This window comes from Methylobacterium sp. 2A (genome assembly GCF_009806555.1).
Lineage (GTDB): Bacteria > Pseudomonadota > Alphaproteobacteria > Rhizobiales > Beijerinckiaceae > Methylobacterium.
In genome coordinates this window covers 36,637-60,059 of record NZ_VUOK01000060.1, presented here as the reverse complement: position 1 = coordinate 60,059, position 23,423 = coordinate 36,637, and the positions used below count along the sequence as shown (strand labels likewise).

Here is a 23,423-nt window from a genome sequence, read left to right as displayed (position 1 = left end):
GGGCGCGACTCAGAACAGATCCGGCCGTCGCAATTGCAGCGCGTACAGAAGCACGAGCGACTTCATGTCGGTGAGCCGCCCGTCGCGCCCCATGGCGGCGAGTTCCTGAAGCGGGATCTCGTGGACCGCCACCGCCTCGCCCTCAGCGGCCAAGCCGCCCCCGGCCCCAGCCCGGTCGGCGACCCCGTAGGCGGCCAGGAACAGGTCCATCCGCTCGGTCGAGATCCCCGGCATCGACCACGCGCTGGCGACGAAGTCCAACCCGCCCAGGCGCAGACCCGTCTCCTCCATCGCCTCGCGCCGGGCTTCATCCTCAGCCGCCCCCTCGTCGAGCAGGCCCGCCGGCACCTCCATGTGGGTCGGCGGACCATCGGAATAGAGGACCGGCGCCCGGAACTGGGAGACCAGCGTCGCGACGCGCCGGTCCGGATCGTAGGGCAGAACCGCGACCGCCCGGCCGTGATCCTCGATCTCCCGCGTGATGCGCGTCCCGTCCGCCTGCATCACCTCGGCCACGAGGAAACGGGCCCAGCCGTCATGCACGAGGCGCACGCCCCCGATCCGCGATGTCATGCCGGCCCCATCCCTCTCGCTGAGGCCCGACGGATCGTTCAGGAATGCGGCGGCTTCGCGGAGAGCGCGATGCGGAAGCGCAGGCGGTCACCGTGCCGCTCCGCCGCGTCGAGCCGGGCGCCCTCCTCGCGGACGAGGTTCGGGATGTCGATCATCGCCAGCGGATCGGTGCAGGTCACCACGAGGATCCGGCCGGCGGCGAGGCGGCGCAGCGCCTTGCGGGTCCGCAGGACCGGCAGCGGACATTTCAGGCCGCTGAGATCGAGGACGATATCGGTCTCGTCCACCCCGCAAGCTCCTGTACCGCGCGCCTCATGAGCGTCGCGCCGCCGGCAGGCCAGCCGCCGCTCACCACTCCGGATAGCTGAAGGCCGGGCCGTAATACCAATCCGGATCGGACCAGGAATAGCGCGGCCCATAATAGCCGTACTCGAAGCCGTGGGAACGTGTTGGCGCGTAGGAGTATCCGTAACCGAACGGCACCGGATACTGATACTCACCGTAGTAGCTGTAGAGCGGCGGCCGGGTCGGCCCGGGTACGCGTCGGCCGAGCTCCGGCTGTGCCCGGAACTGGGTTGGATCCGCAGCGAGGCTGGCGCCGGCGCTGGCGGTGAGGACGGCCGCCCCGGCCAGGAACGCGGCGGTGGAACGGAACATGGAACACCCCCTTGCGCACCGAACAGGTGCTTCGGAACGTTCCAGTAGCACAATCCGCTCGCGAGTCGCGTCGGCGCCGATCACGCCGTCAGCCGGCTCTCAGAAGACGCATTCCGTGAAGGCGGCGCGCACACATCGGCCCCAGCGGCCCTCGTAATCGGCGAGCAGATCCTCGGCCCGGGTCCGGCCAGCCGCCACGATGGCTTCGAGGGGTTGGAGATACATCGTCTCGTCGCGCCCCTCGGCGTCGCGGCGGCCGCGGGCGCGCAGCCCGGACCGGGCGATGGCCAGCGCCTCGGCGGCGACCACGCCGAGGGTCGTGTTGGCCACGGGCGTCGCGAGGCCGAGACGCGGCGCGGTGGCGCGCGCGGCCTCCCGGTTGGCCACGCTCCAGCCCTTCACGAGGTCGAGCGCCGCGTCGAGGGCCGTTTCGTCGTAGAGCAGTCCGGTCCAGAAGGCTGCCTGCGCGGCGATCATCCTGGAATCGCCGACATCGGCCCCGCGCATCTCCAGGAAGCGCTTGAGCCGGACCTCGGGGAAGGCGGTCGAGGCGTGGTTGGCCCAATCCGCAACTGTCGCGTACTCGCCCGGGAGTTGCGGCAGCTTCCCGGCCATCAGGTCGCGGAACGAGGCGCCCGACACGTCGTGGTAGGTGTCCCCGCGCTTGACGAAATACATCGGCATGTCGAGCAGCCAATCGGCATAGGCCTCGTAGCCGAACCCGGCCTCGAACGCGAAGGGCAGCATGCCGGTGCGGTCGGCATCGGTGTCGCGCCAGATCTCGGAGCGGCGCGACAGGAAGCCGTTCGGTCTTCCGTCGGTGAAGGGGGAATTGGCGAAGAGCGCGGTGGCCACCGGCTGCAGCGCCAGGGAGGCGCGCATCTTGCGCACCATATCGGCCTCGGAGGCGAAATCGAGATTCACCTGCACGGTGGCGGTGCGCAGCATCATGTCGAGGCCGAGGGACCCGACCTTCGGCATGTAGGAGGCCATGATCCTGTAGCGGCTCTTGGGCATCACCGGGGTCTCGTCCCGGCGCCATTTCGGGCTCATACCCAGGGTCAGGAAGCCGATGCCCAGGGGATCGGCGACCTGCTTCGCGGCCGCGAGATGGGTCGCGAGTTCCGCCGCGGTGGCGTGGATGTCCGGGAGCGCGGCACCGGACAGTTCGAACTGGCCACCGGGCTCGATCGAGATCGCCCCGCCCTCCTCGGCCGCGAGGCCGATGATGTTGCCCAGATCGAGGATCGGCTCCCAGCCCGTCTCGCGGGCAAGCCCCTCCAGCAGGGCTTTGATGCCCTGCTCCCCGTCGTAGGGCACCGGATCCCGGCTGTCCCGATAGAACGGGATTTTTTCGTGCTCGGTCCCGATCGCGAACCGCGCGCGCGGCTTCTCGCCCGCCGCGAACCATTCGATCAGTTCGGCACGCGTGGTGAGCGGCGTGCTGTCGTTGCTGTCGCGCGCCATGCGCTACCCGTCCGTGCGTCTGACCTGAGCCTGGGATGAGCGCGCCGGGTTGCTCCGGCGGGTCCGTCCGGCTCCCCTCTCGCGATGGGGCCGGGCGGACGCCCGCCCTCGACCCCGACGAGCGTGCGGCGCAGGCGGCGTCCGTCCACGCACATAGTCGAGGCGCCGAAAACCCACAACGCGGTGCCGGGGATCGACATGCGCCAACACGTCCCAACCGCGGGAGCAACCCGCCACCGCCGCGTCCTGATGTGCGCGGGCACACATCGAACCGGGCGCAACGTATAATCAGCGCGCGTCGCCGAGCACGGCCTGGACCAGGGCGAGGACTGCGACCGCAGCGGTATCGGCGCGCAGGATCCGCGGCCCCAGCGAGAGCGCAACCGTATTGGGCCGGGTCCGGATCAGCGCCCGCTCCTCCTCGGAGAAGCCGCCCTCCGGCCCCACCAGCACGGCGAGCGGCGGCGGCGCCTTCGGATCGGCCGCGGCCGCGAGCGCACGCACCGGATCGCGCACCGGCGCATCCTCGTCGCAGAACACGACGAGCCGCTCCGGATCCAGACCGGCTAAGACCTCGGGAAGCCGCGCGGGCTCCGGGCAATCCGGGATCGCCAGGATGCCGCACTGCTCGGCGGCCTCGATGGCGTTGGCGCGCAGCCGGTCCATGTTGACCCGGTCGCCCTGCGTGTAACGGGTGATCACCGGCCGGATCGTGCCCGCCCCCATCTCCACCGCCTTCTGCGCCAGGTAATCCAGGCGCGCGCTCTTCAGCGGCGCGAACAGGTAGTGGAGATCGGCCGGCGCGGGCTGCGGGCGCGTCTGCGCGGCGACATGCAGATCGGCGCCCTTCCGCCCGGTCTGGACCAGATGGGCGCGCCACTCGCCGTCGCGGCCGTTGAAGACCAGCACGGGATCGTCCGGTCCCCGGCGCAGGACGTTCAGCAGATAGTTCGCCTGCGCCCGGTCGAGCGGCAGGCGCGCGCCCTCGGCGAGGTCGGCCGCGACGTAGAGGCGGGGAGCGGTGAAATCGTAGGCCGGCATGAAGGCGTGGTCGCAAGGCGCCTCCAGCCTGTCAACGCGCCGCAGGCCGGCGGAAGTGTTGCCAAAGGGTTACGGCCGCGGCTTTTCGGCTTTCAGCGCACAGACGTATTGGAGAGCCGGTTTGCCGCTCGATTGACGCCACATTCCTATGGCGAACCCAACGATACGGAATTGGGCCGGCCGTATGCGGATTCGGCAGGGGCGTCGAGGGAGTTGCGGGATGGCGAAGGGGAGCTTGGGTCTGGGAGCCGCGGTGCTGATCGGCACCGTGATGTTCGGCACCGCGGCCTCGGCGCAGGGCGCCGCGCCCGAATGCGGCGCCATCCAGAAGACTCTGGCCGAACGCAAGGCGCTGGTCGGTAAGGCCAACGCGGCCTCGCAGTCGAAGAAGAAGATGACGCCGCAGGAAGCCTGCGCGCTGTTCGGGAAGCTTCAGGCCAACGGCGCCGAGGGCTTGAAGTGGATCACCGCCAACAAGGAATGGTGCTCCATCCCCGATTCCTTCGCCGAGGGCTTCAAGGCCGACCACCTGAAGGTCAGCGGCATCCGCACCAAGATCTGCAGCGTCGCCGCCCAGGCGACGAAGATGGAGGCGCAGGCCCGCGCCCAGGCTCAGGCCCAGGCCAACGGCCAGGGCGGCGGCCTGCTCGGCGGCCCGGGCCTGACCGGCAGCTTCAAGCTGCCGCAGGGCGCCCTGTAAGCGCGTATCACGACGGCGATTTTGCGCCGCAACCGATTGCAACGCGATCGGCGGCGGCTCTAAGGGATTGCGGATCCGGCGCGGATCCTTTCTCCGCAGCGGAGGAAGGATCGACATGCGGGACGACCGGAGACCCGGCCGATGAGCGGGCAGCCCACGGGCGGAACCGTGATCCAGGATCGACGCCCGGCCGATGCGGTGGCCGGCCACTGGGTCGAGCGGCTCGCGCCGCGATCCTGGCGCCCCTATCTCCGCCTCGCGCGGATCGACCGGCCGGTGGGCTGGTGGCTGCTTCTGCTCCCGTGCTGGTGGTCCGCGGCGCTGGCGGCGATCGCGGCGGACCAAGCCTTCCCGGATCCCTGGCACGGCCTGCTGTTCCTGATCGGCGCGGTGGCGATGCGCGGGGCGGGATCGACCTACAACGACATCGCCGACCGCGACCTCGACGCGCAGGTCGAGCGCACCCGCCTGCGTCCCCTGCCCTCGGGGCAGATCCGGCCGCGCCACGCCGCCCTGTTCCTCGTGGTCCAGGCCCTGGTGGGGCTGGCGGTGCTGCTGCAGTTCAACGAGCAGGCGATCCTGATCGGGCTCGGCTCGCTGCTGCCGGTCGCGATCTACCCATTCATGAAGCGTGTCATGCCGCTGCCGCAGGGGGTGCTCGGTCTGGCCTTCGCCTGGGGCGCGCTGATGGGCTGGGCGGCGGTGTTCGCGCGCCTCGATGCGCCGCCGCTGCTGCTCTATGCGGGCGCGTGGTTCTGGATCGTCGGCTACGACACGATCTACGCGGTCCAGGACATCGAGGATGACGAGATGGCCGGGATCCGCTCCTCCGCGCGCCTGTTCGGGCGGCATGTGCGGGGCGCGGTCGGCTTCTGCTACGCGCTGGCAGGCCTGCTGGTGGGGCTGGCGGCGTGGCGGGCCGGTGCGGGTCTCGTGGGGTTCCTGGGCGTGGCGGCCTTCGCCGGGCATCTGGCCTGGCAGGCCCTGTCTCTGCGGGAGCGCGACGGGCGCGGGGCGCTGACCCTGTTCCGCTCGAACCGCGATGCCGGCCTGATCCTGTTCGTCGGCCTCACCGCCGACGCGCTGGTGCGCAACCTCTCCTGAGTCGATCGACGCGATCAGGTCCGGGCGATGATCTCGTTCTCGCCGCGGTGGATCTGCGGCCGTGCCGGCAGCCGGCCGGTCTTGCGGCGGGCCAGGAAGCGGGGGCGGCGCCCGCCGAGCCCGGCATGGCGGCGCCGGATGCGCACGCGACCGAGGATCAGCCGGCCGATCTGCTCGGTGACGGGGACGAGAACGCCGTCTTCCCGGACGATCATCCGCACCAGCCCGGCCCGCGCCGCGATGTCGCGCCAGATCGCGACCACATCGTCCTCATCGAAGCTGCCGAGCCGGTGGAGCTCTTCGCCCTCCGCATCGACCAGGATCAGGCTGAACCGGTCGGCCCCAGCCATCTCGGCCTCCTCGACGGCGTAGGCCAGCGCGATCCCGGCGGCGCGACGGGCGCCCGGGATGCGGCCGATCACCGGAAGCGGCGAGACCGTGAGGTGGAGCGTACCCGCGGCACCCTGCATGCAATGTCCTGCGCGACGTTCGTCGGTAAACGCGGAAGTGTTCATCTGTCCGAGTCCCTGGGGCAAGTGGCGGCCCCTGTCGGGCCGTCCGTTATGCCAAGCAAAATCGCACCCGAACTCCTCCGCACCGCTTAAGAGCCGTCGTTAAGCGAATCTGGACAGGGCTGTCATTTGCGGAATGCTCAATGCTTCCTTGAATGCTCAACATTTCCTTGCGCGGATTGGTCGTTATCGATTGATCAACCAGCATCCTTGTGGCGATGCGGGCGGCGCCGTACAACGGCACGGCCGGGTGCGCGACCCTCCGCGCCCGGCCCCCTCAGCCCGAACGTCCTGCCATCCGCGCGATCGGATGAACGGCGCGATGGTCTGTCCGGCCCTCAACGGATCCCACGCGGAGCGCGATGCCCGAGCCCCTCTCCGACGACGCCGTATCCGCCCTGATGCCAGAATTGCGCGCCGTCATGCGCGAGGCCGCCGACATCGCGCAGCCGTTCTTCCGGCTCGGCGGCCAAACCTCCGCGCGGATCTGGTCGAAGGCCGGCGGCTCGCCGGTGACGGAAGCCGACGTCGCTGTGGACGCCTTCCTGAAGGTCCGCCTGAGCGCGCTCGTGCCGCAGGCGGCATGGCTGTCGGAGGAGACCGCGGACGATCCGGCACGCCTCGGCCACGACCTCGTCTGGATCGTGGATCCGATCGACGGCACCCGGGCGTTCCTGTCCGGTCATCCCGACTGGTCGATCGCGGTCGCGCTGCTGGCGGGTGGCGAGCCGCTGATCGGGTTCGTGCACGCACCGGCGGGGAAGACTGATTACGAGGCCGTGCGTGGACGCGGCGCAACCCGCAACGGCGTGCCCATCCGGGTGGATGCGCGGCAGGATCTGACCGGCGCACGCGTCACGGGTCCCAAGCCCATGCTCGACCGTCTCGCCCGGGGCGCCGGGCCGAACCCCGATTTGAGCGTGGTGGCGCGGATTCCGTCCCTCGCCCTGCGGCTCGCACGGGTGGCGGAGGGCAGCGTCGATGTCGGCATGATCTCGGGCCATGCCCGGGACTGGGATCTGGCAGCGGCCGACCTCGTCCTGCGGGAAGCCGGCGGGGTCGTCTGCGATTTCGACGGCGCAGCGACCCCTTACAACCGGGCCGAGCCGGTCCACGGCGAGTTGCTCGCGGTACCGGCGGCCCTGCGCGATCCCGTCCTCACGGCTTGGAGCCGCTGAGGACGATGCGGCCCGTCAGGCCGCGCGTACTTCGCGCAGCGTGACCGCGCCCGGGGCGAGCCCGAGGCGATCGGCGAGATGCCAGTGCAGCTCTCGCGAGGAATGGTAGTTGTAGGAGCGGTCGATCAGGTGGCTGATATCGCCCCCGGTCTGATTTGCAGTCCCGGCCTCGGCCAGCTTGCCGACCCGGAAGGTCGGGGCGTCGGTCACGGGGGACCGGACGCCACGGCGGCGTGTATATTCAAATAACATAAGCGTCTTTTCTTTTCTGGACCGGACAATGGCTCCGTCCGGCGTCGTTTCTGGGATATTGCCTCCGACGCGACCGGCCTCCGGACGGGTTTGCCCGGATCGGTAGCGTCGGAAGGGGGAGCCGCATCGTGCGGCCTGTTCGTGGTCCCGACCCGGCACTCCGCTCGGCGGAACCCCCTGTCACGTCGTGCGCATCAGGGGGAGCCGGGCGGGACCCGCCGACGGATCAGGCCGCCTGGAGATTGCCCGCAGCGTCCTTGCCGCTGCGCTTGTCGGTCAGGATCTCGTAGGTAACCCGCTGACCTTCGATCAGGTTGCGCATTCCGGCGCGCTCGACGGCCGAGATGTGCACGAACACGTCCTTGCCGCCGTCGTCGGGCTGGATGAAACCGTAGCCCTTGGTCTCATTGAACCACTTCACAGTGCCGGTATTCACGTAGTGTACCTCGTTCGTCCATAGGCCACCCGCGCGGCGTGAGCGCCGCGTGATGCACCACGGTCTTTCTGGATTTGGCCAGTGCGGCGGGGCGCGAGTCGCTGAACCTTGAACAGCGTCAGCCTCGGTGGATGAGCCCCCCGGAGACGTATTTAGGCGCCGGCTGCGGCCGCAACAAGGCGCCGACCGCGCATCTTCTGCGTCGCAGGGGGGATGAAGGCGCAACCGCCGTCCACGGCCCCCTGTGATTTCGAGCTCTCACGATGCATATACGGAATGCGCGCAAGCAGTTACCGCGCGCGGCTCTGGACGATACATGGCAGGCATATCGGTTTCGCTGGACGGCGCGAACATCCAGCTGTCCTTCCAGAAGGACGATCAGGCGACCGCGGTGGTGATGGATGCCCGCGCCGCCCGCGCCCTGGTGCGGGCCGTCGGGCAGTTGCTCACGGCGATCGACGATACCGACGAGCCGGATATGGCGGATGAGATGGGCGATGAAGAGATCGCCATGCTCGACGTGACGTCGTCGGCGATCGAGATCGGCACCGACGAGGAGGGTCAGGCCGTGGTTGCGCTCCAGGCCGGGGCGCTGCCGCCGTTCCAGCTGCGCCTGACCGACGAAGAGGCCCGCCACGTCGTGACGAGCCTCTCCGAGATCCTCAACGCGCCGCGCGACGTCCGCACTTCGCACGGCGGCCACTGACACGGTCGGACTTACATGCGCGTGCCGGGATCGGTGGGCGTTCCCGGGAAGATGTCGGGCTCGGAGCCCGGGCCGCCCGGTTCGCCGATGCCGGGATCGTTCACCGGATAGGGCGTGCGCGGTCCGGTCGGCCCGATATCGGGCTCCTCATCGGGGATGGGCGGGGGCGGCGGCAGATCGCCGGGCGTAGGCTCGGGCAGGCCGGGATTGGCCATGACGCGGCTCCTCTTTGTTCGGGATGAGGACCAACGGATCGGACTTCAGGGAGTTCCGGCCTGCGTCCATCGCAGAGCTGGTCGGACCATGACTCGCGGGAACAGGCGCGCACAGTGTCAGTTGATCGGGCCGACCCTCAACCGCAGGAGGCTGTTCATGCCTGATATCAAGCAAGCCAAGATCCTGATCCTCGCCACCGATGGGTTCGAGGAAGCCGAGTTGACCGTGCCGCAATCCAAGCTGTCCCAGGCCGGCGCGAAGGTCACCGTCGCTGCCCCGCAGTCGCGCCAGAGCAAGGGCACGATCCGTGGCTGGGACAAGACCGACTGGGGCAAGGATGTCGCGGTCGACACCGATCTGGAGCAGGTCGATCCGTCCGCCTACGACGCGCTCGTGCTCCCGGGCGGCCAGATCAACCCGGACAAGCTCCGGCTCGAGCCCAAGGCGCTCGCAGTGATCAAGAGCTTCCTGACCTCGGGCAAGGTGGTTGCCGCAATCTGCCACGCGCCCTGGCTGCTCATCGAGGTCGGAGCGGCCAAGGGCCGCGACCTCACCTCGTTCAGCTCGATCCGCACCGACGTGATCAATGCCGGCGGCCGCTGGCACGACAAGGAGGTGGTGACCGATCAGGGCATCGTCACGAGCCGCAACCCCGGGGATCTCGACGCCTTCTGCGCCAAGATCGTCGAGGAGATCCAGGAAGGCGGCCACGGCACGCGGCAGCTCGCGGCCTGACAGGCGCAGAGCGGGCGCTTCAACCGCGCCCGCGCTCGCCCACGATCTCCAGTACGGTGCAGCTCCGGATCGGGCGCCCGTACTCGTCGGTCCCCTCCACGGTGACGCGGTGGGCGCCCGGCGCGAGGTCGTCGGGCAGGCGCGCCGTCCAGATATGGGTCGAGGGCGTCGCCTGCACCCAGCTCTTCTTGGTTTCGGGATAGCGGGCGAAAAGCTCGGCGACGAACGGATCGGTCCGCCGGGTCCGGGTCAACGCCTGGGCCGCCCGGTCGCCGATCCGGAAGGCGAGGTTCGTACGCGGGCCGCCATCGAACACGTTCACAACCAGAGTCGTGTCGGGCAGCGCGTCCTGCGGCACCGGGGGGCGGAGGCCCTGCACCGGCCGGGTAAGGCGGATCACCTCCACGGCCCCGCCCCGCGCCTCGCTTTCGAACAGGATGCGCATCGTCTCGTCCGGCTGGCCCTGCGCCGGGACGTAGCGGGTCGTGTAGTCCGCGCCTCGGATCGACAGGACGTGGAAGCCGTTCGGCGTGCCGTCGCGGCTGTCGGCCGAGGGGATGCCGGTGCGCGTGTCCGGCCCGCTCCACCATGAGCCCGAGACGGCGGTCAGCACGTGATGGTGGTGTCCGTCGGCCGGGTAATGATGCTCGGTGGTGTGGGTGTGACCGGACAGGCTCAGGACCTTGCGCCCTGCCAGCAGGTCGAGCAGTGCCGCGCGGTCGATGGTGATGCCGTGCGGATCGTCCGGCGTCGTGTCGGTGAAGAGCGGGATGTGCATCGCGAGCACGATCAGGTCGTCCCGCGGGATCTCGGCGAGCAGGTTGCGCAGGAAGGTCAGGCTGCGCTCGCCGATATGGCCCCGGTAGGTGTTGGCGCCCACCGGAACCGGCGGCCCCAGCCACTCGACGTTGTCGAGCATCACGAACCACGCCCGCCCGTGGCGGAACGCGTAGGTCGGCGCGCCGAACACCCGCTTCCAGGTCTCGCGGCTGTAGCCTGCGTCGGGCGCCTGCATGTTGAGGTCGTGGTTGCCCGGCAGGCTGTACCAGGGCAGGCCGATCCGCCCGACGATCCGGTTCGACCGGCCGTAGAGCGACAGGTCGTCGAACAGTACGTCGCCCATGGTCATGCCGAAGGCGGCCGGGATCGCCATGGCGCGGGCGATCGCGGTGTCGCGCACGTGGTCGAGCTCGAACCGGCTCTCGGGCTGCGGATCGGTGAACAGGATCACGTCGAAATCCGCGGGCTCATCCACCCGGGTCAGGGTGAAGTCGATCGCGGCCGGCAGCGGCCCGGTCGGCGCCAGACCGCGGTAGCGGAGCCCCAGATTTGCGGGCGTCCCGTCCGGCTGGTGGATGTAGGAATGACGCGGCACGTTGTCGGCGTCGCGCGGCAGGGCGTAGCCCGGCGGCTTGATCACGAAGACCGCCCCGTCACCCGGCATCGGCAGGCGGTAGCGGCCCTGGTCGTCGGTGCGCGCGATCTCGCGGCCGTTGGAGACCAGCACACCGGGCAGCGGCGCGCGATCCACGCCGGTCACGTCGGTGGCGTAGACGATCCCGGACGCCTCCGTGGCCCCCTGCGCGTCGGCGCGGCCGGCCACGAGGCCGAAACCCGCGAGACCGACCACGGTCTCGCGGCGGGTCAGGCCACCGTCACCGGATGTGGGTTCGCGCGACATCGGGGGCTCCTGCACGGTGTCCTGCTCCGCCGCAGGTGCCGGCACAGCGCCCCCGCGGCTCGGGCTCTGACGGCCAAGCAGACACATTTGACCGGGCGATGACAGATGCGCTCCCAAATGCGCGAGGCCCGCATCTCGGGAGATGCGGGCCTCGAACGATTCGGAGCGGGCCGGGCGGAGGATTACTCCTCGTCGCCGGGCTCGAAGGTTTGCGGCATCGGCTCGGCGCTGGCGACCGGGGTCGGGGCGCCGATGGTCGAGGGGACGTTGACGCCGTCGCGCTTGTAGATGTCGTCGCGGAACTGAACGATCCCGTCCGGGGTCGACCACGCGGTGATGTAGGTCCAGTAGACCGGCACCGGCTGGGCGATATTGGCATCGACGCGCTTGCCGCTCTCGATCGCCTCCTCGACCTTCTGGCGATCCCAGCCGGGCGTCTCCTTCAGCAGCCACGTGATGTACTCGCGCACGTTCTGCACGCGCACGCAGCCCGAGGAGATGAAGCGGAAATCATCGCCGAACACGCCCTTGGTGTTCGTGTCGTGCATGAACACGCCGTAGGGGTTCGGGATGTTGATGCGCACGATGCCCATCGAGTTGAAGTCGGCGCCCGAATCCTGCCGGTAGGTGTAGCGGGTGCCCTCGTCGGAGAACCAGTTCACCGATTTCGGCGAGATTTCCTGGCCGTTCGACAGGATGCGGATCCGGTTGTCCGTGAGGTAGTTCGGATCCTTCTGCATCTTCGGGATCAGGTCCTTCTTCACGATGGAAGCCGGGACCGTCCAGGTCGGGTTGAAATTGATCTGGGTCGCCTTGGTGTTCATGATCGGTGATTGCCGGTCGATCTTGCCCACGCCCGCGGCGTGCAGCGTGACGACCTGACCGTTCTCGACCGTCTCGACCAGGGCGGCCGGGATGTTGGTGATCACGAAGCGGCGGCCGAGATCGCCCGAATAGGAGCGCAGGCGCACCACGTTGGTTTCGAGCTGGCGCAGGCGCACGTCGGCGGGCACGTTCATCGCCTGCTGGGTGGCGAGGCTCATCGTGCCGGTCTGGCTGAGGCCGTGGCGGGCCTGGAAGCGCTTCACGCCGGCGGCGACGTAGGAATCGTATACGCCCGAGCTGCCGGCCGCGGCATCGAGGTCGCCGGTCACGATCAGGCGCTGGCGCACGGCGGCCACGGCCGGGCCGCGGGAGCCGATCCGCAGATGCTCAGCGCCGGACACCTGCCGCCAGCCGCCGCGGTTCACGATATCCTTGTAGCGCTCGACCATCTGCTCGGTCGCCGCCACCGTCTGGGGCGACAGGATCGGCACGGTCTCGCGCTGCACCTGCATGCCGGCGGGGGAGGCATAGTCCTGCGCCCATTCGGCCTGGGCGTAATTGCCCTGGTCACGGGCCTCCGCGGCGCCGATCCCAAGGGCGCCGAGGGCGGCCACGCTCAGGAAAGTGGTGAACCGGTTGTGTGCCGTCTTGCGCATCGGTCGCTGGCTCTGGTCCGGAGTTTGTCAGGTCGTGACGGGAGCGAGTATCTCGGGCGCCACGGTGTCGGGTTGGATTTAAGACTCCCTATCGAAGGGGCCGGAATGTGGCATCGTCGTGCGCCAGCGCACGCCGCGATCGGGTGCGGCGCGGGGGCAACAGCCACGGACGAGCGGGTGTGGCAGAACTGCCATAGCGGTCCGGCCGGGACCGCGCACGGGCGCAGCATGGACCGGGCTTCGGCCAGACCGAGACGACGCGACGGCGATCCAGTGGCGCCCCTGCGCGCCGCGATCGCCGTGCTGGCACTCTACGCCTTCGTGCTCCAGGCCTTCCTGGGCGGGCTGATGCCGATCCCGGCCGCGGCCGACGGCCTGTGCGCGCAGCATGCGGCCTCCGACTCGCTGCCGGCCAAGCCGCTCGCGCACGGACATGGCGATTGCTGCGCGGCGGCACAGGCGACGGGCGCTGCCCTTCCGCACCGGGCTGCCCCCGCCGCCCTCGGGTGGCCGCCAGAGGTCCGTGAGGCCCCTGCCGACTGGATTGTCGGACGGCTCGGCCCCCGCGCCCCGCCCGACCGCAGCGCATCACCGCGTGGCCCGCCATCCGCCTGAGCGATCGTTCTATCGACGAACTCTCAGGACGGATGCATCCCATGAAGATTTTTGTCCCGGCCGTGATCGGCCTCGGCCTCGTCGCCTCCGCGGCGCAGGCCCACGCGGTGCTGGAGCGCAAGCAGGCGAGCCCCGGCTCGACCTATCGCGGCGTCGTCCAGATCATGCACGGCTGCGACGGCAAGCCGACCACCAAGGTCAGCGTCACGATCCCGGAGGGGCTGATCGGCGCCAAGCCGATGCCGAAGCCCGGCTGGACGCTGGCGACCACCCGCGGCGCCTACGCGAAGACCTACACGACCCACCACGGCAAAGCCTCTGAGGGCGTGACGGGCATCACGTGGAGCGGCGGCAGCCTGCCGGATGATGAGGTCGACGAGTTCACCTTCCTGGCGCAGGTGGCCGACACGTTCGAGCCCGGCGCGACGGTCTACGTGCCGGTGCAGCAGGATTGCACGGAGGGCGGCTATTCCTGGTCCGACATTCCGAAGCCCGGTCAGGACGCCCATGACCTGAAGGCGGCGGCTCCGGCCTTCCGCATCGTTCAAGCCGCCCAGCAGAGCGGGGCGGCCGCCCCGGCGACCGCCATCAAGGCCGGCGACCTCACGATCGAGACGCCGTGGCTGCGCGCCACCCCGAACGGCGCCAAGGTGGCGGGCGGCTATGTGCGCATCACCAATACCGGCAGCACGCCGGACGTGCTGACCGGTGCGGCGGTGCCCTTCGCCAAGTCGGGGGACATCCACTCCATGTCGATGGAGGGCGGGGTCATGAAGATGGCGCCGGTCTCCGAGGGGCTGACCATCAAGCCCGGTGAGACCGTCGAGCTGAAGCCCGGCGGCTATCACCTGATGTTCGAGGGCCTCACCGGCGCGCCGAAGGCCGGCGAGACCGTCGCGGGGACGCTCACCTTCAAGCGGGCCGGAACCGTGCCGGTGAGCTTCTCGGTGGCGCCGATCGGGGCCTCCGCCCCCGGCGGCCAGCACCAGCACCAGCACTAGCGGCCCGGCGGGAGCAGCACCCCGAGAGAACGAGCGATCACGAGCGCCCGATGGCGTGCGCCCGATCCCACGGCACCCGGACCGGACCACCGGGGCGTCGCCCCCGGCTGAGCCCGGCGGGGCGCCGCCTCGTGGCGATCCTCGTCCTGTACGCCCTCGCGCTGCAGAGCGTCTTCGGCGGCCTCGCGATGGCCGCCGCGGCGGGGCCGGAGCATGTCCTGTGCCTCTCCGGCAGTGGCATCGACGGGTCGGGACCGGGCGATCCGCACGGCCCGGCCCACGCGCCGATGGCCTGCTGCGTCGCGTGCCACGCCGCCCCGGCCGCCCTCCCGGCCCCCGCGCCGGTCCAGGCCGTGCCCACCCTCTACCCGGTCACGCTCATCCGGGGGCGGCCGGCACGCGCCGCCCTGCCGCGGGCGCCCCCCGAGGCGGGTCCCCGCGCCCGAGCCCCGCCCGCCGTCGTCTGATCCGATCGCCCCTTTCCGATCCTCAGACACGGACACGCCATCATGCCCCACCTCTTCCGGGCCGGCCGCCGCGCCGCCCTGTCGTTCCTCGCCTGCGCGACGCCATGGGCAGCCCGGGCCGAGGCCCCCGCCATCGCCCTCCCCGAACTGAGCGTCATCGGCAGCGCCACGCCCACCGGGCCGCTTCCCGGAGAGGCGCGCGGCTCGCTCTCGGTCCCGAGCGTCGATCGCCAGCGCGCGACGCTCTACCGGACGGTCGGATCGGTCGCCTTCGTGGACGCCGCGACCCTCCAGGATCGCTACGCCAACACGATCCGCGACGTGCTCAAGGACGTGCCCGGCGTCTACGTGCAGGAACGCTACGGCCAGGAACTGCGCCTGTCGGTGCGCGGCTCAGGGATCGCCCGCGGCTATCACCTGCGCGGGCTCGAAATCCTGCAGGACGGCATCCCGTTCAACCTCGCGGACGGGAGCGGCGACTTCTACCAGATCGACCCGCTCGCCCTGCGCGCGGTGGAGGTCTACAAGGGCGGCAACGCCCTCACCTTCGGGGCGACGACGCTCGGCGGCGCGGTCAACTTCGTCACGCCGACCGCCTACACGGCGCTCGCGCCCAACATCCTGCGCATCGACGGCGGCAGCTTCGGCACGATCCGCGAGCAGGCGCAGATGTCCCGCATCGACGGACCGCTCGATGTGCTGGTCAACGCGACGCTGACCAATTCCGACGGCTTCCGCGCCCACGAGGCGCAGGCGACCAGGAATTTCAACGCCACTCTCGGCTACCGGATCGCCCCCGACATCGAGACGCGCTTCTATCTCGGCACCTATCTCACCGACCAGAAGCTGCCGGGCAGCCTGACCCTCGGCCAGAGCCTCGCCACGCCGACGCTGGCCAACCCAAGCGCGATCACCGGCAACCAGTCGCGCAAGGTCGAGACGGAACGCATCGCCAACCGCACCTCGTTCCTGCTCGATATCGGCAAGCTCGACGTGGATACCTGGGCGATCCACAAGAGCCTCTACCACCCGATCTTCCAGGCACTCGATCAGGACGGCTGGACCTACGGGATCAGCCCGCATTGGGCCGGGACCTTCGATCTCGGCGGTTTTCGCGACGACGTCGTGCTGGGCCTGCGCGCCTTCGCGGGCCAGAATTTGGCATTGCAATTCGTCAACATCCGCGGCCAGCGCGGCGCACAGACGCTGAATGCGCTCCAGAGCGCGTCAAACTACGAGGCCTATGGCGAGAACCGGTTCTGGTTCCTGCCGGACGTGGCGCTGATGACCGGCGCCAAGGCGTTCTCGTCGAACCGCACCTACAGCGACAAGGGCGGCCTGCCCGGGGATGTGACCCCGCGCTTCGCCGACGCGACCTATGCCGGCCTCAACCCGAAGATCGGTCTGCTCTGGCAGCCGCTGCCGGACGTGCAGGTCTTCGGCGACATCACGCGATCCCGCGACGTGCCGGACTTCACCGACCTCGCGCAGCAGAACCTCCTCAACACCACCTTCGTGCCGCTCCGGGCGCAGCGCGCCTGGACCTACGAGGCGGGCGCCCGCGGCCGGATCGACCGCCTCGCCTTCGACGTGACGCTCTACCGCGCGGATCTGCGGGACGAACTCATCAATTTCTCGACCAATCCCGGCCTCAACATCCCGGCCGCGACCTTCAACACGCCGCGCTCGATCCACCAGGGCGTCGAGGCCGCCGTGACCCTCGACCTCGGCGGCGATCTCATCGGCGCGGGCGACGCCTTGAGCGTGACGCAGATCTGGACCCACAACGACTTCCGGTTCGTGCGCGACCCGATCTTCGGCAATGACCGCATCGCCGGCATCCCCACGAACGTGCTGCGCACGGTCCTGACCTATCGCCACCCGAGCGGCTTCCACATCGCACCGGCTGTCGATTGGGTACCGGAGGGTGCTTTCGCCGACCACGCCAACACCCTGCGGGTGCCGGGCTACGCGCTGCTCGGCATCGAGGCCGGGATCGACTTCGCGAACGGCGTCGCCCTGTTCGTGGATGCCCGCAATCTCACGGACGAGCGTTACGTATCGGATATCGCCGTCGTCGCGAACGCCCGGACATCCGGGGGCGCAGCGGGCTTGGCCGCATTCTATCCCGGCAACGGTCGCAGCGTGTTCGCGGGCTTGCGCGCCGCGTTCTGAACGCTGGCATCCGCGGTGAGACCGCTTATCTTGGAGTCCGGCACGCCGTTAACGTTAAAGAAGGTTGAAGCCTGATCCCGGCGCCGATCGGCGCTAGGATTGCAGCGTCGTCGGACAGCACGGGACGAGGCGTCCCATTTCCGGGCGGATAGAGCCGTCGGACGGCACGGGAGAGGCAGGATGAACGGCTTCGATGTCACGTTCCGGGACGATCAGGACTGGGTCGATTTCGGCAAGTCCTACGTCAATTCGGAAGCCTTCAAGTCGCTGTTCCGCGAGGGGATGAAGCTCGTCGAGGAGACGGCCGCCTATCTGGACGGCGAGGGACGCGACGAGTCACGCCTCATCTCCCGCGACGCGACGCTGAGCTACGCGGCCGAGAGCATGCGGCTGACGACGCTGCTGATGCAGGTCGCCTCCTGGCTGCTGGTGCAGCGCGCGGTCGCCGAGGGGGAGATGACGCCGGCCGAGGCTCTCCTTGAGAAGCATCGCGTCAAGCTCGGCACCAGCGAGCCGCCGAAGCCGCAGGATTTCAACCTCCTGCCCGTGCGCCTCCAGCAACTGATCATACGAGCGCGGCGCCTGCACAGCCGCATCCTGCACCTGGATGGCCTCATCACCGAGGACCGGCCGACGCCGGCCCCGGTGGAAAGTCCAGTCGCCGCCCAGCAGGGCCTGCTCCGCATGGCGTTCCGCTTGAGCGACGGCTGAGCTTCGCCACGAGCGATCCGGCTTCAGAAGGCCGGGAACTGGCCGGGAAACTGCTCCTTGAGGAGCTGGCGGATGGCGTCGTTCTGGAAGGCGCGCACCAGCCGCGGCACCCAGGTCGCGTTCCTGTCTGCCTCGCGGACCACGATGACGTTGTTGTAGGGATTGGCCACCGCGGATTCGAGCGCGATCGAGTCCTTGCCGGGCGTCAAGCCGGCCGCCACGGCGTAGTTGGTGTTGATCACCGCCGCGTCGAGGTCGTCCAGGCTGCGCGGGAGCTGTGCGGCGTCGAGTTCGTGGATTTTCAGCTGCTTCGGATTCTCGACCACATCGAATACGGTGGGCAGGAGGCCGACGCCCCCCTTCAGCTTGATCAGTCCCTCCGCCTGCAGCAGCAGGAGCGCGCGGCCGCCGTTCGACGGATCGTTCGGGATGCCGACCGCGGCGCCGTTCTTCAGCTCGCTCAGGGCCTTTACGCGCCGGGAATACAGGCCGATCGGCGTGACGATCGTCTCGGCCACCGGGACGATCTTGTAGCCGCGCACCTTGATCTGATTGTCGAGGAAGGGCCGGTGCTGGAAGGCGTTGGCGTCGAGATCGCCGGCGGCCAGGGCCTCATTCGGCAGAAGATAATCGGAGAAGACCACCAGCTCGATATCGAGCCCGTCCCGGGCAGCGATCTCCTTGGCCTTGGCCCAATGGACCTCGGAATCGCCCCCCATGATGCCGAGCTTGATTCGGTCTCCGGCGGAAGCCGGCGCCGACACGGCCCACAGGATGGCGACGGTGAAGAGAAGCAACCCGACCCCTCGGATCAGATCCGCCCCGTATGCACGCAGTCTTTCGAGCCGCGTCGAAACCGGATGTTCAGCATAGCGCAACGCACGCACCCCGAGACTCCCCGATGATGAATCGAACGGTCCGGGATCTACGATGCTTCGACGGCAACGAAAATGCTTACAGCGCGCGCGAGACTGCGTGCCGAGGCCGATCGGCGGCCGTGCCGGGGAGGATCAACTCCGATCCGACGGAGAGATAACCGCCTTCTCACCCGGGCAGGCAGAATTATGAAAAACGGTCTTGTGGAAAACAGGCGGACAATCGAAGGCGGCATGACTGGAGAGGGCACGTCCACGCCTGCGAGGCCATCATAGAGAAACGGGCGGCCTCCCCGAGGAAGCCGCCCGTCCCGAAACGCGTCGCACCCGGGGATGCGGCGTTCGAATAGCTCAGCGCTTGCCGAGGTTGCCGAAACGCGAATTGAAGCGCGAGACGCGGCCGCCGCGGTCGAGCATCTTCTGCTCGCCGCCGGTCCAGGCCGGATGGGTGAGCGGATCGATGTCGAGGTTGAGGGTGTCGCCCTCCTTGCCGTAGGTCGAACGGGTCCGGTACTCGGTGCCGTCCGTCATCACGACCTTGATGAAGTGGTAATCGGGGTGCTCCGTCCCCTTGGCCTTCGCGGCCGCGTCCTTCGCCATGACCTGGGTCCCTGATCTGGCACGCCGGCGGGAAGCGCAGGAGGCGCCGCCCGGCCCGGAATGCGGAAGATGTCACCGGTTGCACCGAACCGTGGGTTCGTGCAACGGCACGTACAAGCCGACCGTGGTGGCGGCCCGCGGCCATTGAACACACGCAATCGGATGAGCGGCGGCGTATACCGCAGGCGCTTCCCGGTCACAAGCGCCGCCGACCGGGAGATCGACTGAGGCGAGAGGCGTGATGGCTCGTAGATCCAAAATGGCCGTCGGGGGACGGCCCAAAGCTCCGCTGAGCGCGCTCCGGCCGCTGCTCCCGTTCGCGCTCCGCTACCGCGGCCGGATCGTCGCCGGGCTCGTCGCCCTCGCCTGCGCGTCGGCCTCGACGCTGGTCGTGCCGGTCGCCATGCGCCGGGTGATCGATCACGGCTTCACGGCCGACGGGTCGGGCGTGATCAACGCCTATTTCCTCGCGCTGGTCGGCGTCGTGGCGGCCTTCGCGCTGTCGAGCGCGGCCCGGGTCTACACCGTCGTGACGCTCGGCGAACGCGTGGTGGCGGATCTGCGGGCGGCCGTGTTCGCCCGGCTCACGATCCTGGATCCCGCTTTCTTCGACCGGGCGCAGTCGGGCGAGATCGTCTCGCGGCTCACCGCGGACGCCACGCAGATCAAGTCGGCCTTCGGGGTCTCGGTCTCGATCCTGCTGCGCAACCTGTTCCTGTTCGTGGGCGCCACCACCATGATGGTGGTGACCAGCCCGCGGCTGTCCGTGATGGTGCTGGCGGCCATTCCGGTGATCGTGTTCCCGCTGATCGTGTCGGGCCGGGGCGTGCGCCGGCGGTCCCGGGCCGCCCAGGACCGGCTGGCCGAGGCCTCTGCCTACGCCGCCGAGGCGGTCGGGGCGGTGCGGACCATGCAGGCCTTCGGCCGCTCGAGCAGCACGGCGGCCCGGTTCGCCGCGGCCTCCGAGGAGGCCTACGGGGCCGCCCGCGACTCGGTCCGGGCGCGGGCGCTGCTCACGGGCGTCGCGATATTCCTCATCTCCGCCTCGGTGGTGGGGGTGATGTGGTACGGGGCGCAAGGGGTGCTCACCCACGCGATGACGGGCGGCGAACTCTCGCAATTCGTGCTCTACGCGGTGTTCGGCGCGGGGGCCCTCGGCCAGCTCTCCGAGGTCTATGGCGACCTCGCCATGTCGGCGGGGGCGGCCGAGCGGCTCACCGAGATCCTGGCGGCGGAGCCCGCGATCCGTGCGCCGGTGCCGGCCCTCCCCCTTCCGGAGCCCGCAAGGGGCGCCGTGACCTTCGAGGCCGTGCGCTTCGCCTATCCGACGCGCCCTGGCCACACCGCCCTCGATGGCTTGAATTTCACGGCGGCCCCCGGCGAGCGGATCGCCATCGTCGGCCCGTCCGGGGCGGGCAAGTCGACGGTCTTCCAGCTGCTGCTGCGCTTCTACGATCCGCAGGGCGGCCGGATCCTGGTCGACGGCGCCAACATCGCGCAGGTCGATCCCGAGCGCCTGCGCGCCCGCATCGCCCTGGTCCCGCAGGATCCGGTCGTTTTCTCCGGCAGCGTCACCGAGAACATCCGCTACGGACGGCCGGAGGCGAGCGAGGCGGAGGTCCGGCATGCCGCCGAACTCGCCCATGCCCACGGCTTCGTCACGGCTCTGCCCCAGGGCTACGACACGCAGGTCGGCGAGCGCGGCGTGACGCTGTCGGGCGGCCAGCGGCAGCGCATCGCCATCGCCCGGGCGATCCTCAAGGACGCGCCGATCCTGCTCCTCGACGAGGCGACCTCGGCCCTCGACGCGGAATCCGAGCGGGCCGTCCAGGCCGCCCTCGGTACCCTGATGCGAGGGCGCACGACCCTGGTCATCGCCCACCGGCTCGCCACGATCCGCGCCGCCGACCGGATCCTCGTCCTCGACGAGGGCCGCATCGTCGAGACCGGGACCCATGAGAGCCTGCTGGCCCAGGGTGCGCTCTACGCGCAGCTCGCGAACCTGCAATTCACCGACGCGCTCGACGAGACCGCCCGGGGCAAGGAGCCCCGCACCCGGGGTGAGCGGTTGCCGGCGGCCGAATGAGGCTTCGCCCCGAACGGGAGTCGGCCGCTACCGCTCGGTGAGCTTCATCTCGATCCGGCGGTTGCGGGCATAAGCCTCCTCAGTGGTGCCGGCATCGAGGGGCTGGAACTCGCCGAAGGCGCCGGCCAGCAAGTGCTGCGGCGGGATGCCCTTGCCGGCGAGGTACTGCACCACCGCGATGGCGCGGGCGGCCGAGAGCGCCCAGTTCGACGGGAATTGCGACGTGCTGATCGGTCTTGCATCGGTGTGGCCGTCGACCCGCAGCACCCAGGGCAGATCCGCCGGGATCTGCCTGGCGAGGTCCGAGATCGCGCCGGCGATCCGGTCGAGCTCCGGCCCGGCTTCGGGCTTCAGGGTCGCGGAGCCGGCCGGGAACAGCACCTCCGATTGCAGCACGAACCGGTCGCCGACCACGCGGATGTCGGGGCGGTTGCCGAGGATCTGGCGCAGGCGGCCGAAGAAGTCGGAGCGGTAGCGCGCCAGTTCCTGGACCTTCTGGGCCAGCGCGACGTTCAGCCGGCTGCCCAGCTCGGCGATGCGGGCCTGGGATTCCCGGTCACGGCTCTCTGAGGCGGCGAGCGCGTCCTCCAAGGCTGCGAGCTGGCGGCGCATCGCGCTGATCTGCTCGTTCAGCAGGTCGATCTGGGACAGGGCCCGCTTGGTCGCACCCCGCTCGGCCTCCAGTTGCCTGTCGAGGGCGCCGGCCGCCCCCTGGCTGACGGTGGCGGCCTCGGCCTGGGTCTTGGCCCGATCACGCTCGGCCTCGACGCCGGCGAGGGTCGTGCGCAGGTTGCGGACCTCGTCCTCCTGCGTGCGACGGCTCGAACGCTCCAGGGCAAGGAGGTCGGTGAGATCGGCGATCTGCCGGTTCAGCTTGGCGAGCGTCTCATCCCGTCCGGTCAGCTCCTGCGACAGGAAGAACTGCCCAACCACGAACACGGTCAGCAGGAATACCACGGACAGCAGGAGCGTCGCCAACGCGTCGACGTAGCCCGGCCAGACGTTGAGGGTGCGCCGGGACCGCGCCGCCGTGGACGCCATCAGACCCGCTCCCGGCCGAGCCGGTCGAGCACCTGCTTCAGCTCGCGCTCGCGGCTCGCCTGGGCCTCGACCCAGTCGCGGATCATCTGCTGCTCGGCGCGCATATGCTGCACGAGGCCCTGGATGCCCTCGGCGAGGTTGGTCATGGCGAGCGTCGCGGCGCGGCTGCCGCCGCCCTCGGCCACCAGGGAGGTCAGGCGATCGATCGCTTCCTTGAGTTCCTGCGTGCCGGTGCCGCCCGCCCGGATCGGAACCGCCACCTCGGCGGCGATCTCACCGGACATCAGCCAGTCCTGCAATTCGTTGTGGAAACGCGCATGCGCCTGGCCCGCCTGCAATTCCAGGAAGCCGGTGATCAGCGACGAGGCGAGGCCGAACAGGGAGGCCGAGAAGGCCAGGCCGATTCCCGACAGCGGCACCGCCAGACCCGATTTCAGCTCGTCGAACATCACCCCGGCATCGCCGCCGCCGCGCATGCCCTTGATCACGCCGCCCACGGCCGAGAGCGTATCGATCAGGCCCCAGAAGGTGCCGAGCAGGCCGAGCAGGATCAGGATGCCGGCGATGTAGCGCAGGATCTCGCGCCCCTCGTCGAGGCGGGCCGCGATCGTGTCGAGATAGCCGGCGGTGCCGGCAAGCGTCGTCCCCCCGACCCGGGCCGCGACCATCGGGGCCATCGGCGCCAGGAGGGCGGGCGGGCGCTTCGCTTGGTCGCCGCGCGCCGCAGCGTTCACGTAGGCGACCTCGCGGAACAGCCGGATGACCTGTCCGAAGGCGATCACGACCGCGATCAGCAGCACCCCGAGGATGAGCCCATTCAGCCCCGGATTGGCCAGGAAGGCCGGCGTGATCTGCTTGAACAGGATGAAGGCGAGGAAGCCGACGAGGATGAGAAAGACGACCATGCGCCCGAGATAGATTCCGGGCTGGGCCAGCGGCTCCGTGTTGTTCTCGCCGGTATCGCGGGCGGCCATCGGTCGCTCTAGCCTGATCTCAAACGATGCGGCCGCCGGCGGCGTCCGTCGTGCTCACTGTGGAGGCAGGACCTTGCGGGATCAAGTCGCGCCCAGGACGCAGCCGCATCGCGTAGTGAACGGGGGCCGAGACGCGGAT

Annotated in this window: 26 protein-coding genes; 11 read left to right on the top strand and 15 right to left on the bottom strand. The window is 69.7% G+C overall.

Annotated features, from left to right (window positions below):
- Positions 1 to 9: 9 nt before the first annotated feature.
- From FVE89_RS26705 to FVE89_RS26685, 5 genes are all read right to left on the bottom strand, one after another.
- Positions 10 to 573 carry an NUDIX hydrolase gene (locus tag FVE89_RS26705; protein WP_161393177.1) on the bottom strand — a complete coding sequence of 188 codons (564 nt, stop codon included), beginning with the start codon at positions 571 to 573 and terminating at the stop codon, positions 10 to 12.
- A 38-nt stretch (positions 574 to 611) separates the two neighbouring features.
- Positions 612 to 860, bottom strand: a complete 249-nt coding sequence (locus FVE89_RS31420; RefSeq protein WP_342389825.1) for a sulfurtransferase TusA family protein — start codon at positions 858 to 860, stop codon at positions 612 to 614.
- Positions 861 to 921: 61 nt separating this feature from the next.
- Positions 922 to 1,230, bottom strand: a complete 309-nt coding sequence (locus FVE89_RS26695; protein ID WP_161393175.1) for a hypothetical protein — start codon at positions 1,228 to 1,230, stop codon at positions 922 to 924.
- 99 nt (positions 1,231 to 1,329) lie between these two features.
- Positions 1,330 to 2,697 carry a glutamate--cysteine ligase gene (locus FVE89_RS26690; RefSeq protein ID WP_161393174.1) on the bottom strand — a complete coding sequence of 456 codons (1,368 nt, stop codon included), beginning with the start codon at positions 2,695 to 2,697 and terminating at the stop codon, positions 1,330 to 1,332.
- A gap of 288 nt (positions 2,698 to 2,985) precedes the next feature.
- Positions 2,986 to 3,738: a 16S rRNA (uracil(1498)-N(3))-methyltransferase gene (locus tag FVE89_RS26685; protein ID WP_161393173.1), complete on the bottom strand. Its 753-nt coding sequence runs from the start codon at positions 3,736 to 3,738 to the stop codon at positions 2,986 to 2,988.
- Positions 3,739 to 3,958: 220 nt separating this feature from the next.
- On the opposite strand from FVE89_RS26685, the gene FVE89_RS26680 reads away from it, so the two are divergent.
- Together FVE89_RS26680 and ubiA are read left to right on the top strand one after the other, a co-directional pair.
- Entirely contained in the window at positions 3,959 to 4,438 is a 480-nt protein-coding gene (locus FVE89_RS26680) for a hypothetical protein (protein WP_161393172.1), read from the top strand.
- Positions 4,439 to 4,579: 141 nt separating this feature from the next.
- The gene (gene ubiA, locus FVE89_RS26675; RefSeq protein WP_161393171.1) at positions 4,580 to 5,542 is read left to right on the top strand and encodes a 4-hydroxybenzoate octaprenyltransferase; all 963 of its coding nucleotides are present in this window, start codon (positions 4,580 to 4,582) and stop codon (positions 5,540 to 5,542) included.
- 14 nt (positions 5,543 to 5,556) lie between these two features.
- On the opposite strand, the gene FVE89_RS26670 is transcribed toward ubiA, so the two are convergent.
- Entirely contained in the window at positions 5,557 to 6,012 is a 456-nt protein-coding gene (locus FVE89_RS26670; RefSeq protein WP_161393170.1) for a DUF6101 family protein, read from the bottom strand.
- Between the two features lie 404 nt (positions 6,013 to 6,416).
- Between FVE89_RS26670 and FVE89_RS26665 the strand changes: the two genes are divergently transcribed.
- Entirely contained in the window at positions 6,417 to 7,232 is an 816-nt protein-coding gene (locus FVE89_RS26665) for a 3'(2'),5'-bisphosphate nucleotidase CysQ (RefSeq protein ID WP_161393169.1), read from the top strand.
- 15 nt (positions 7,233 to 7,247) lie between these two features.
- Here the strand turns inward: FVE89_RS26665 and FVE89_RS26660 are convergent, their stop codons facing one another.
- Together FVE89_RS26660 and FVE89_RS26655 are read right to left on the bottom strand one after the other, a co-directional pair.
- Positions 7,248 to 7,484: an AsnC family transcriptional regulator gene (locus FVE89_RS26660; RefSeq protein ID WP_161393168.1), complete on the bottom strand. Its 237-nt coding sequence runs from the start codon at positions 7,482 to 7,484 to the stop codon at positions 7,248 to 7,250.
- A 226-nt stretch (positions 7,485 to 7,710) separates the two neighbouring features.
- Positions 7,711 to 7,920: a cold-shock protein gene (locus FVE89_RS26655; RefSeq protein ID WP_091712733.1), complete on the bottom strand. Its 210-nt coding sequence runs from the start codon at positions 7,918 to 7,920 to the stop codon at positions 7,711 to 7,713.
- A gap of 316 nt (positions 7,921 to 8,236) precedes the next feature.
- On the opposite strand from FVE89_RS26655, the gene FVE89_RS26650 reads away from it, so the two are divergent.
- Entirely contained in the window at positions 8,237 to 8,626 is a 390-nt protein-coding gene (locus FVE89_RS26650) for a hypothetical protein (protein ID WP_091712734.1), read from the top strand.
- An 11-nt stretch (positions 8,627 to 8,637) separates the two neighbouring features.
- On the opposite strand, the gene FVE89_RS26645 is transcribed toward FVE89_RS26650, so the two are convergent.
- Positions 8,638 to 8,841, bottom strand: a complete 204-nt coding sequence (locus FVE89_RS26645) for a hypothetical protein (protein WP_091712736.1) — start codon at positions 8,839 to 8,841, stop codon at positions 8,638 to 8,640.
- A gap of 157 nt (positions 8,842 to 8,998) precedes the next feature.
- On the opposite strand from FVE89_RS26645, the gene FVE89_RS26640 reads away from it, so the two are divergent.
- Positions 8,999 to 9,577 carry a type 1 glutamine amidotransferase domain-containing protein gene (locus FVE89_RS26640; protein ID WP_161393167.1) on the top strand — a complete coding sequence of 193 codons (579 nt, stop codon included), beginning with the start codon at positions 8,999 to 9,001 and terminating at the stop codon, positions 9,575 to 9,577.
- A gap of 19 nt (positions 9,578 to 9,596) precedes the next feature.
- On the opposite strand, the gene FVE89_RS26635 is transcribed toward FVE89_RS26640, so the two are convergent.
- Together FVE89_RS26635 and FVE89_RS26630 are read right to left on the bottom strand one after the other, a co-directional pair.
- Positions 9,597 to 11,258 (bottom strand): calcineurin-like phosphoesterase family protein, encoded by a 1,662-nt coding sequence (locus tag FVE89_RS26635; RefSeq protein ID WP_161393166.1) that lies wholly within the window; start codon positions 11,256 to 11,258, stop codon positions 9,597 to 9,599.
- Between the two features lie 182 nt (positions 11,259 to 11,440).
- Complete coding sequence (locus FVE89_RS26630; RefSeq protein ID WP_161393165.1) at positions 11,441 to 12,739, bottom strand: L,D-transpeptidase family protein; 1,299 nt, start codon at positions 12,737 to 12,739, stop codon at positions 11,441 to 11,443.
- Between the two features lie 273 nt (positions 12,740 to 13,012).
- Here FVE89_RS26630 and FVE89_RS26625 point away from each other — a divergent pair, with 273 nt between their 5' ends.
- The 5 genes from FVE89_RS26625 (at position 13,013) to FVE89_RS26605 (ending at position 17,708) form a co-directional block, all read left to right on the top strand.
- The gene (locus tag FVE89_RS26625) at positions 13,013 to 13,354 is read left to right on the top strand and encodes a hypothetical protein (protein ID WP_342389824.1); all 342 of its coding nucleotides are present in this window, start codon (positions 13,013 to 13,015) and stop codon (positions 13,352 to 13,354) included.
- A gap of 41 nt (positions 13,355 to 13,395) precedes the next feature.
- Positions 13,396 to 14,355, top strand: a complete 960-nt coding sequence (locus tag FVE89_RS26620) for a DUF1775 domain-containing protein (RefSeq protein WP_161393163.1) — start codon at positions 13,396 to 13,398, stop codon at positions 14,353 to 14,355.
- A 50-nt stretch (positions 14,356 to 14,405) separates the two neighbouring features.
- Complete coding sequence (locus FVE89_RS26615) at positions 14,406 to 14,822, top strand: hypothetical protein (protein ID WP_210254075.1); 417 nt, start codon at positions 14,406 to 14,408, stop codon at positions 14,820 to 14,822.
- A gap of 42 nt (positions 14,823 to 14,864) precedes the next feature.
- Positions 14,865 to 16,997, top strand: coding sequence for a TonB-dependent receptor (locus FVE89_RS26610; protein WP_161393161.1), 2,133 nt, complete (start codon positions 14,865 to 14,867; stop codon positions 16,995 to 16,997).
- Positions 16,998 to 17,177: 180 nt separating this feature from the next.
- Positions 17,178 to 17,708 carry a DUF1465 family protein gene (locus FVE89_RS26605; protein WP_161393160.1) on the top strand — a complete coding sequence of 177 codons (531 nt, stop codon included), beginning with the start codon at positions 17,178 to 17,180 and terminating at the stop codon, positions 17,706 to 17,708.
- A 23-nt stretch (positions 17,709 to 17,731) separates the two neighbouring features.
- Here FVE89_RS26605 and FVE89_RS26600 read toward each other — a convergent pair whose 3' ends face one another.
- Together FVE89_RS26600 and rpmE are read right to left on the bottom strand one after the other, a co-directional pair.
- Entirely contained in the window at positions 17,732 to 18,505 is a 774-nt protein-coding gene (locus tag FVE89_RS26600) for a MetQ/NlpA family ABC transporter substrate-binding protein (RefSeq protein ID WP_202131099.1), read from the bottom strand.
- 429 nt (positions 18,506 to 18,934) lie between these two features.
- Entirely contained in the window at positions 18,935 to 19,183 is a 249-nt protein-coding gene (gene rpmE, locus FVE89_RS26595; protein WP_010682778.1) for a 50S ribosomal protein L31, read from the bottom strand.
- A gap of 241 nt (positions 19,184 to 19,424) precedes the next feature.
- On the opposite strand from rpmE, the gene FVE89_RS26590 reads away from it, so the two are divergent.
- Positions 19,425 to 21,269 (top strand): ABC transporter transmembrane domain-containing protein, encoded by a 1,845-nt coding sequence (locus tag FVE89_RS26590; RefSeq protein ID WP_161393159.1) that lies wholly within the window; start codon positions 19,425 to 19,427, stop codon positions 21,267 to 21,269.
- Between the two features lie 27 nt (positions 21,270 to 21,296).
- Here FVE89_RS26590 and FVE89_RS26585 read toward each other — a convergent pair whose 3' ends face one another.
- Positions 21,297 to 22,310, bottom strand: coding sequence for a peptidoglycan -binding protein (locus FVE89_RS26585; RefSeq protein WP_161393158.1), 1,014 nt, complete (start codon positions 22,308 to 22,310; stop codon positions 21,297 to 21,299).
- Positions 22,310 to 23,284, bottom strand: a complete 975-nt coding sequence (locus tag FVE89_RS26580) for a MotA/TolQ/ExbB proton channel family protein (RefSeq protein WP_161393157.1) — start codon at positions 23,282 to 23,284, stop codon at positions 22,310 to 22,312. Before FVE89_RS26580 ends, FVE89_RS26585 begins: the two co-directional genes overlap by 1 nt.
- Between the last annotated feature and the right edge of the window lie 139 nt (positions 23,285 to 23,423).